General features: G+C 65.0%; 6 protein-coding genes, 1 tRNA gene and 1 pseudogene. 2 read left to right on the top strand and 6 right to left on the bottom strand.

Translation table 11 applies throughout. The annotated features are described in order from the left end of the window. Positions 1–65: 65 nt before the first annotated feature. Positions 66–138, top strand: a tRNA-Gln gene (locus ACNA7R_RS17605). Positions 139–249: 111 nt separating this feature from the next. Here ACNA7R_RS17605 and ACNA7R_RS17600 read toward each other — a convergent pair. Next, positions 250–1,296, bottom strand: a complete 1,047-nt coding sequence (locus ACNA7R_RS17600) for a hypothetical protein (protein WP_416284832.1) — start codon at positions 1,294–1,296, stop codon at positions 250–252. Between the two features lie 160 nt (positions 1,297–1,456). Here ACNA7R_RS17600 and ACNA7R_RS17595 point away from each other — a divergent pair, with 160 nt between their 5' ends. Beyond that, positions 1,457–1,963, top strand: a complete 507-nt coding sequence (locus ACNA7R_RS17595) for a GNAT family N-acetyltransferase (RefSeq protein WP_416284831.1) — start codon at positions 1,457–1,459, stop codon at positions 1,961–1,963. A gap of 80 nt (positions 1,964–2,043) precedes the next feature. Here the strand turns inward: ACNA7R_RS17595 and ACNA7R_RS17590 are convergent, their stop codons facing one another. The 5 genes and pseudogenes from ACNA7R_RS17590 to ACNA7R_RS17570 all read right to left on the bottom strand — a co-directional run. Next, a complete protein-coding gene (locus ACNA7R_RS17590) occupies positions 2,044–2,421 on the bottom strand; it encodes a helix-turn-helix domain-containing protein (protein ID WP_416284833.1) in 378 nt (125 codons plus the stop codon). A gap of 210 nt (positions 2,422–2,631) precedes the next feature. Continuing rightward, positions 2,632–3,420, bottom strand: coding sequence for a TorD/DmsD family molecular chaperone (locus ACNA7R_RS17585; protein ID WP_416284830.1), 789 nt, complete (start codon positions 3,418–3,420; stop codon positions 2,632–2,634). Between the two features lie 2 nt (positions 3,421–3,422). Continuing rightward, positions 3,423–4,631, bottom strand: a complete 1,209-nt coding sequence (locus tag ACNA7R_RS17580; RefSeq protein WP_416284829.1) for a 4Fe-4S dicluster domain-containing protein — start codon at positions 4,629–4,631, stop codon at positions 3,423–3,425. A gap of 16 nt (positions 4,632–4,647) precedes the next feature. Next, a complete protein-coding gene (locus tag ACNA7R_RS17575; protein WP_416284828.1) occupies positions 4,648–8,160 on the bottom strand; it encodes a molybdopterin-dependent oxidoreductase in 3,513 nt (1,170 codons plus the stop codon). A 275-nt stretch (positions 8,161–8,435) separates the two neighbouring features. Beyond that, positions 8,436–9,023 (bottom strand): annotated as a pseudogene (locus ACNA7R_RS17570) (chromosome partitioning protein ParA); the annotation flags it as partial.

Below are 9,023 nucleotides of genomic sequence, written 5' to 3'. Positions count from 1 at the left end.
AGTCCCGTGGTGGTGAGCAGTTCCCTTGGAACTGCGATCCTTACGGGGCTTCGACCGGAGTGAGAAGTCCCGTGGTGTAGTGGCCAATCATATGGGCCTTTGGAGCCCATGACGGCGGTTCGAATCCGCCCGGGACTATATTTCACCTATTCTGGATTGAAATAAAGTTGGCCAGGCCGATAGGTGTCGTTCGTAGATATCCTTCAGCGGAAGCAATCTCGAGCCACCCGACCCCAACTTCCGAACAGCTTACGACGGCAGTTCCTCGAACGTCGCCGACGCGTGGACCCGGTTTCCCTCGAGGGTGATCTCGTGAGAAACGTCCTCACCGACGAGGTGGTCCCGGACCATGCTCTCGGGGGGGACCGAGTCCTCGGGATAGAGCCCCGAGAACCGGGCTTCCGTCTCGAGGAGATCGCCGTCCTCGGCGGAGACGACGAGAGTGGCGACGAACCCCTCGAGATCGTCGAGGACGGGGTTGCCGCCCGCGTCCAGGTCGACCCGCGGCTCCTCGCCGGCGTCGATCTCCTCGGCTGGCTCGAGCGCATCGTCGAAATTCTCGACGTTCCAGACGCCGAACGCCATCGCGGCGTCGCCCGTCGTCTCGAAGAGCCAGCGGCCGTCGTCGGTGTCGACGACCCGGTCGACCTCGTCGAAGTTCCGCTCGAGCGCGCCGTCGACGACCGCCTCGGGCCGGTACCCGTCGCCGTCGTCGGGCTGGATCGCGACGACGACCGCGTTCTCGGAAACCGCGTAGGCCAGCTCCTCGGGGGCGACGTAGACGGTGTACCCGTCCCGTTCGTCCGCCTGCTCGAACCCCTCGGAGTACTGGGCGACGAAGAGTTCGGGGTCGTACGTCCCGTGGAACACGAGCGCGTTCTCGGTCCAGGTCACCGAGTCGGTCGCGATCCCGTCGACCTCCTGGCCGTCCTCGGGGAGGATGTCGCCGGAGAAGGGGTAGAACATGATCCCAAACACCGCGAACGGGGCGACCAGCCCGCCGTACATCGGGAGACCGAGGATCGGGACCTCCTCGAGGAGCGCCTCGGTTTCGTCGTCGGTTCTCGGTTCGTCCTCCCGCTCGAGTTCCTCGAGGGCCGTCCAGTCGAGGTGGGCGAAGAACGTGCCCGTCTCCGCTCCTCGGCTCGCCTCGGGGACCCACCCGGCGTAGCCGGGAACGTCGCGGGACGGGAACGGCCCGTCCTCTCCGGCGAGGTCGCCGGTGCCGGAACAGCCGGCAACCGTCGCGGCGCCCGCCGCGGCGAGGGTCGTCGAGAGAAACTGGCGGCGTTTCATACGGGGCGAACTTCGAACCGAACGGGGAAAACCGTACCGTGCTCGTCCCGCAGAGACGTACGGTACCGATCCTCTCGGGCCGAAACGACGGATGCTCGCTCGCTCCCAGCCGCTGGGAACCCGGGACAGGCTTAGGGACGTGCTCGTCCGAGTACACCACATGACCCTCCCGCCCGACCAGCGGCCGCGGTTCCCGCGTCCGCCGACGACGGCCGACGATCACGAGGGCCGGACGATAACCGTCGTCGAGTACGACGACGGCACCGAGCCCCTCGTCGAGATGTATAGCCACTTCGACGAGGAGTCTCGGTCACAGGGGCTCCCGCCCAGATCGGACGATCGAACCCGCGAGTGGCTCGAGGGGTTGCTCGAGGACGGGTACAACACCGTCGCGTACCACGGCGACGACGCGGTCGGGCACGCGGTGCTGGTGCCCTCCGGCGAGCTATTCGAGCTCGCGATCTTCGTCCGGCCGGAGTACCAGGCGGCGGGGATCGGCACGCAGCTCATCCGCGGGCTGCTCGGGCAGGGACAGGACCGGGGCGTCGAACACGTCTGGCTCACCGTCTCCCGATCGAACCGGATCGCGATGAACCTCTACTGGTCGGCCGGCTTCGAGACGACGGCGAGCGGGCGGGGCGAACACGAGATGGAACTCTACCTGTAATTCGTTCCGGAAGCCGATTCGAAGGCAGTGGAACGTGTCAGTCGCTCGAGAGCGGCGGGAGCGTCGCAGAAGCGTAGCCGTCAGTCCGAGAGCGCACTCGAGCCCGCACCGGGGGCGTCGATCGAAACCCCCTCCGTGCCGGTCACGGAGACCGTAATCTCGTCGAAACACTGGCAGTACTCGCTGGCGTGTTTGCCGCCCATCTGGATCCGGATCCGCTCCTCGAGCAGTCCCGCGTCGGTCAACAGCTCGAGCTTGCGGTACACCGTCGAGGACGGGATATCACACTGCTGGGCGACCTCGGAGGCGGTCAGCGCCTCGTCGGTTGTCGCCTCGAGGATCGTTCGACAGTCGCCGTCCTCGAGGGCCGTGAGGACGGTGTCGACGTCGACGTCGTCGTCGGTCGAGAGGGGCGATACGGAGTCGGCGGGGTCGCGGTCGTAGTTCGTCGCGGACATCGTCGTTCTACTCACTTCTTTTGGCGGGACTCGTACCAATTGGCTCCCAAAATATACGGGGCTATTTATTAGGGGAAGGCTGTGGAAGCGACAAGTTTGGAGACGCGTTCGAACTCGAGTCGGCTCGAAATCGGATCGAGCAAAGCCGAATCGGATCGGAGAAGGGACGACTGCGGATCGGACGGGACGCGGCCGGAACCGAACGGAAGCTCAGTAGGGGCCCTCGCGGTTACCCATGGGCATCTCCGGAGTCGATCCCGAGGGCGTCGTCCCGCAGGTTCCACAGCGGAAGTCGCCCTCGCCGTCGTTGAGCCCCTCGAGTGGCGACGGCGGCGTCTCCTCGAACTCCTTCGGCTCGACGCCGAACCGGTCGGTGTCGTCGCCGACGAGGCTGTCGACCAGCGTCGCGAGCGCCCGGTAGAACTCGACGTCGGCCTCTTCGTCGAGCGTCTCGCGGAACCGACCCGTCCAGCGCCCGAGGTGGTCCTCGAGGAAGCTCCCCTGGGCGTCGGTTACGACCTCGACGCCGGTCTCGTCGCCCTCGTTCTCGAGGTAGGCCGTCTGCAGAGCCAGGTGCGAGAGGAACTCGAGCTGGATACAGAGGTGATCGGCCCGCTCGCGGTTTTCGTCTTCCATCGACAGCCCGAACGCTTTGTAGAACCCGGAGATGTCGGCCAGCACGTCGGTGCTGGTGACGAGGGTTCCCGGACTGTACTCGATCTGGTAGAGCTGGATGTCACCGCCCTCCTCGAAGCCGAACAGCCCGGCCCACTCCGAGTAGAGTTCGTCGACGACGTCCTCGTCGGTCGGAGCCGCCTCGGCCACCGCCGTGGCGTGTTCCTCGAGTTCCTCGTTTTCGAGCACCGCGGCGGACTCGAGCAGCTGCTGCTCGAAGGTCCCCGAGAGCAGCACCTCCTCGAACTCCTCGTCGGGGCGATCGAACGCCATCGAGGCGAGCTTGTACAGTCGTGCGCGGTGAACGTGTGTGATTGCGGTCATGGTTACGTGATGTCGAGCCGGTAGGCGTCGTTCTCCTCGTCGAAGTGTTCGCGTTCGTACTGCGGTTCTTCCATCGGGACACGGGCGACCGTCGAGCCGTCCTCGTCGTAGCCGATGGCCTCCTCGTCGGTGACCTCGAACTCCTCGACGCGCCACTCGGTCGACCCCATCAGGTGGAGCAGGCCGCGGAGCTTGCGGTACTCCTCGTCACCGCGACGGGCGGCCCGGTAGGTCTCCTTGGCCTCTTTGACCCGCGGACCGAACATCTGGACGAGGTAGTCGTCCGGGACGTTGATCGGCGGGATGTAGTAGACGTTGGGCTCGAGGCCGAGCTGGGGGTACAGCGGCAGGGCGACCTCGGCGTCGTGGACGAGGTAGTCGATCGGGTTCGAGGAGTCGGCCTCCTCGGGCGGGTTGATCCAGCCGTGCTGGCGGATCTTGCCCAGACAGTTCTCGAAACACTGCGGGACGAGCCCTTCCTCGACCTTCGGGTAACAGCCGACGCACTTCTGGGAGACGTTCTTCTCGGTGTTGAAGACGGACTTGCCGTACGGGCAGGCCCGGACACACTCCTGGAACGCCTCGCAGTTCTCCTCGTCGATCAGGACGATCCCGTCCTCCTCGCGCTTGTAGACCGCCTGCACCGGACAGCCGCCGGCACAGCCCGCGAACGAGCAGTGATTACACAGCCGCGGGAGGTAGAAGAACCACATCGGGTGGGTCTCCTGGTCCTCCGAAATGTGCGTGTCCGCCTCGAACTGCTCGCCGGCCGGTTCGTCCTCGCCGAGGTTGGGGTGGGCCCAGTCCTCGCTGTCGGGACGGTAACCCTCGATCCCCTCGCCGTGCATATTCCCGGGATCGTCGTCGGGCTCCATGTCTTCCCAGTCGACGTCGTTGGCCTCGAAGATCGTGTCGCCCTCGTAGACGTACTCGCCGTCCTGCTCGGTCCACTCGCCGACGCCGAGTTGCTCGAGGATTTCCTTGTCCCAGCCGATGGGATGGGAGCCGTAGGGTTTGGTTTCGACGTTGTTCCAGAACATGTGCTCCTGGCCCTCGTTGTGGGTCCAGGTCGTCTTACACGACAGCGTACATGTCTGGCACGCGATACACTTGTTGATGTCGAAGACGGCCCCCCACTGCTTCTCCGGTCGTGCCTCTGCGTAGGGGTACTCCATCTCGCGTCCGATCTGCCAGTTGTATACTTCAGCCATTGGTAATCACCTTGTGTTAGTCGTCGGAAGTCGTCACGAAGTTACCGCTCAGGTACTCTTCCATCGATTCGTCCTCGTTACTCGGGCGGATTCCTTTCTCGACGGGTTCCCACTCGCCCTCGCCGTCCATGCCGCCGTCCTCGGCCTTGTCGATCTTGACGAACGCCTCCTTGGGCGCGCCGTTCGCACAGTGAACGTCCGCCGCGAACCCTTCGCCGATGTTCTGGCCGGCCATGTCCTTGCGAGGCATGCTGTCGGTCAGCCGAGTCGGTCGGAAGAACGACGTCGTGGCACTCTGGTGACCTCCCTGTCGGTAGAGGGAGACGTAGTCCGTGTCCTCGGACTTGGCCATGCCGTCGTCGCGTTCTTCCTGCGCCTCGTAGGACTTGTGGGACGTCTGGTTGACGTTCATCCAGCTTCGGGTAACGCCCTCGGGCATCGCGGGCTGGTACCGCACGCGCATCATCGCCCGGGCGTAATCGTCTTCGCCCTCGTCGGGGTCGTACCCGAGGTACGGGCGGTCCTGGGGGTCCGCGTCGACCCACACGTAGTCACCGTCGGAGAGCCCCTCTTCACGGGCGTCGTCGGGGTTCATCTCGACGTAACCTTCACCGTAGTACGGCATCCGCTCGTCCTCGCGGTGCATGTCGCCGTAGTTGCCCCACCAGACCGCGATGTTCGGCAGGGAGTTCGAGAACGTGTGCGCGCCGTGGCGGTACTTCGGCGTCATGTAGATGTAGTCGTACCCCTCGGCCAGCTCCGATAGCGGGTGGTTGGAGTCGAGCAACTCCGTCGGCGTCTTGATCACGTTCCGGACCTGCCGGGCCTTCGTGTCGTCGACACCGTCGTCCTCCCAGCCGAGGTCGTCCGGCGTCTCGGGGTCGATCACCGGACTGTCGCTGTCGTCGACGAGGACGTTCGGTTCGTAGGGAGTCGCGTCGATCGGCTCGCGGTGGACCGGGATGTTCTCACCCGATTGCGTGAACTCCTCTTCCTCGCGGAAGAACTCCATCCGTCCGGTCTTGGTGTACCACGGATCGTCGTCCTGGATCTGCCGACTACCGACGTACTTCGGATAGGTCCGGGACATGAGCAGCGCTGGCGTCCCGTCCTCGGCGTCGTCGAGTAGTTCCTCGACGTCGTACCCTTTGACCATGTTCGAGTGGTCGATGATCCGCTGGAGGTACGGCTTTGCCTTGTGCTCGTCCTCGTCGATGAACTCCCAGTAGTCCTCGAATCGCGGCTCGTCGAGGCTCTCGGCGAGTTTCTGGGCGACGCCCTTGTAGTGTTGGGCGTCGTTTCGCGTGTTGTAGATCCGGTCGATCCCGCTCTCGGGCATCGTGATGACGAACGGGTTCGTCACCGAGGCCGTGATGTCGTGGACGTTGTGCTCGGCCCACGAGTCGGCCGGGAAGACGATATCGGAGTACTCGCAGGTCATCGTCCACCACCACTCGCTACAGAAGAACGCCTCGATGCGGCCCGTCCGGAGAGCGTCCTCGATGATCTTGTACGAACCTTTCGCGTTACCGAGGAAGGAGTTCGACCCGGCGATCCACACCGACTTCGTCGGCGTGTGCATATGCGAATCGCCCTGGAAGTACTCCCCCTCGACTTTCAGCGGCTCGTCCAAGTTCGCGTACCAGTGGGCCGACTGCGAGTCGAACCGACCGTCGACCTCCGCGGGCTCGTCCGGATCGAGTTCGGGATCGAACGGGTTCTCCTGGGTGTACTGCCAGACGCCGTTGAAGTACGCTGCTCGGTAGTTGCCGGCGTAGCTGCCGATGTTTCCGCTGAAGCTACCGACGTTCTGTGTCAGCGACGCAACCAGGAACGCCGCGCGATCTTTCAGGTCCTGGTTCGTGTAGTGGTTCGGACCCATTCCGGTCAGGATGAGCGTTTCCTCCTGGTTGTCGGCGAGGTCGTGGGCGAGGTTCTCGACCGCTTCCGGGGCGGTCCCGGTTACGTCGGCGGTCGATTCCGTGTCCCACGTTTCGACGAGGTGCTCTCTGATGAGATCGAAGACGGGGCGCACTTCGACCGTCTCGCCGTCGGCCAGTTCGACCTCGAAGGTTCCCTCGAGCGTCGCCGCGACGTCGAACTCGTCGCCGACCTCCTCGCGGGTGACTGCCTCCAGTTCACCGGTTTCGTCGTCGCGGACCACGAAGTCGCCCCACTCCTCGCGCAGTTCGTCGGTGATGAACTGTTCGTCGACGTCCGTGATGTCGACGCCCGGACGCTCGCTCTCGTCGGCGACCGTCGCCGTCTTCTCGAGCTCACCGAGTTCGTAGTTTTCCATGACGTCGCTCGCGCGAAGGAACTCCCCGTCGTCCAAGCGGACGAGCATCGGGAGGTCCGTGTACTTCCGGACGAACTCCTCGTCGTAGAGTTCCTCCTCGATGAGGACGCGCGCGGCACCGAGGAAGAGCGCGGAGTCGGTGGCGGGGCGGACCGTGATCAGCTCGTCGCACTTCGAGGCCGTCGCGTTGTAGTCGGTGAAGATGCCCGTGAGCTTCGTGCCCTTCAGGCGAGCCTCTGTCAGCCAGTGACAGTCGGCCATCTTCGTCGTCAGGTAGTTGATCCCACAGAGGACCACGTGGTCGGCGTACTCGACGTTCGCGAGGTCGAAGTCGACCGTCTGCTGGCCCGTCACCATCGGGTGACCCGGCGGCAGGTCGGTGTGGAACGAGTAGTTGTCCAGCCCGACGCCGCCCAGGGCCTCGTCCTCGTCGACGTCTCGGACGTGGTGATCCAAAAGCGCCATCGAGTTCGCGTTTCGGTACTGGCCGAACAGTTTGATCGGACCGAGCAGCGGCATTCCGCCGCGGAACTTCATCGAGCGGACGCCGGCACCGTCCGTCTGCTCGACGACGCGCTCGTCGTAGTCCTGCTCGAGCAGAGATTCCATCCCGCTCTGGCCGCTGTACTGGTCGGCGATCTCGATGAACGCCTCGGCGGCGATCTCGTAGGCTTCCTCGTGGTCGACCTCAATAAAGTCGTCCTCGCCGCGGTTCGCGTACTCGACGGGCATCGAGCCGTCGTCGTTGCGAGGGAAACCGTCCTCGTACCACTCGAGGAACCCCTCGCGGACCATCGGCGCCTTCACGCGACGCTCGCTGTAGAACCGCTCGATCATCGCCAGCCCCTTGTTACAGACCCGCGGATCCCAGCGCTGGGTCGCCTCGTTGCCGTAGAGGTCCGTCGCCTCGCCGTAGTTCATCGACGGGCCGAGGCGAGTGATCTCGCCGTTCTTGACGGACGCCTCGAGGTAGCAGTTGTGGGTGTCGTTCGGCTGGCACGTAAGCATGTAGGAGTCGTCGGGCTCCCACACGTCCCGGTAGTGGTCCTCCCACTCCCGGTTCGGGTACTCCTCGAGGGGATTCATCGGTCCCTCGTCGGCCGTTTCCTCCGCGTCGCCCGAGAGCCGTCGGTAGCCCAGCAGTCCGAGGCCCGACGCACCGGCGACCCCGGCCGCCGCGGCGCCGAGTTCCCGACGGGTCATCTCGATACCGGATCCTTCGTCAGCCATGGTACCACCCCGTGGGCGTCGCTCGGAGTGAGCTGACGGACGGTGCAGTCGTGTGCCGGCAGAGATGCCGTCCCGTGGATTCCGAGTGTCCGTGTTCCATACACGACCAGCTTGGGTAGCCGTTCTTTAACCAGACACGGCTGTTCCCAGCGAATGGGGACGAACGGCCCGGAAACCACGGTATAGCGGGTGGTTTATAACGGGAAGAGAACGGAGACGAGACACTCGTTCTCGAGCCGAAAAAACGGGAGCGGAAATCGGTACAGGGGACCGTATCAGGCCAGCGGCTCCGACCGCGCGAGCGGTTCGGTCTCGAACTCGACGAGCCAGCCCTCCTGTCCGAGATCCTCGGTATCGGCTCGCTCGAGGCGTTTGCCGTCGGACTCGAGGGTCTCCGCAACCGATTCGCGAAGCGTTTCGGGGTCGTGACGACAGAGCAGCGACAGCCGGCCGTCCTCGGCGACGCCAAGTTCGGTGATCGCCTGTCGCTTGCAGGTCTCGGGCGGGAGCCCGCGCAGGTCGATCGCGTCCTCGGGCGCCCGCGTTCCGCCCGTTCCGGCGACGAACGATTCGACGGTTTCGGCGAGGTCGGCGATCGCCCGCGCTCCCGGCGAGTCGCCGTCGGCGAACGATCGCTCCGTGGGGTTCCGGAGCGCGGGGTCGAACGGAACGGGTTCGATCGAGGCGAGTGCGTCCTCGTTGATCGCGTCCTCGAGGTCGCGCCCGTCGCCGTCGTACGGCGAGGCGTTCGTGTCGGTCGCGGTCATGTTCGGGACGACGCCGATCGTCTCGACGTCGTTTGCGGTGAACAGCGCGCCGGTTCGTTCGGTCGCGCTCGCGCCGGCGTCGGTCGGCGTGCTAAC

Source organism: Natronococcus sp., from assembly GCF_047921035.1.
Lineage (GTDB): Archaea > Halobacteriota > Halobacteria > Halobacteriales > Natrialbaceae > Natronococcus.
The sequence above is the reverse complement of the archived record's forward strand: the minus strand, read 5'-3'. Positions and strand labels throughout refer to the sequence as shown.

Excerpts from the sequence above, each read along its gene's own strand:
- ACNA7R_RS17600 (WP_416284832.1), bottom strand. The coding sequence starts at position 1,296 with ATGAAACGCCGCCAGTTTCTCTCGACGACCCTCGCCGCGGCGGGCGCC.
- ACNA7R_RS17595 (WP_416284831.1), top strand. The coding sequence starts at position 1,457 with ATGACCCTCCCGCCCGACCAGCGGCCGCGGTTCCCGCGTCCGCCGACG.
- ACNA7R_RS17590 (WP_416284833.1), bottom strand. The coding sequence starts at position 2,421 with ATGTCCGCGACGAACTACGACCGCGACCCCGCCGACTCCGTATCGCCC.
- ACNA7R_RS17585 (WP_416284830.1), bottom strand. The coding sequence starts at position 3,420 with ATGACCGCAATCACACACGTTCACCGCGCACGACTGTACAAGCTCGCC.
- ACNA7R_RS17580 (WP_416284829.1), bottom strand. The coding sequence starts at position 4,631 with ATGGCTGAAGTATACAACTGGCAGATCGGACGCGAGATGGAGTACCCC.
- ACNA7R_RS17575 (WP_416284828.1), bottom strand. The coding sequence starts at position 8,160 with ATGGCTGACGAAGGATCCGGTATCGAGATGACCCGTCGGGAACTCGGC.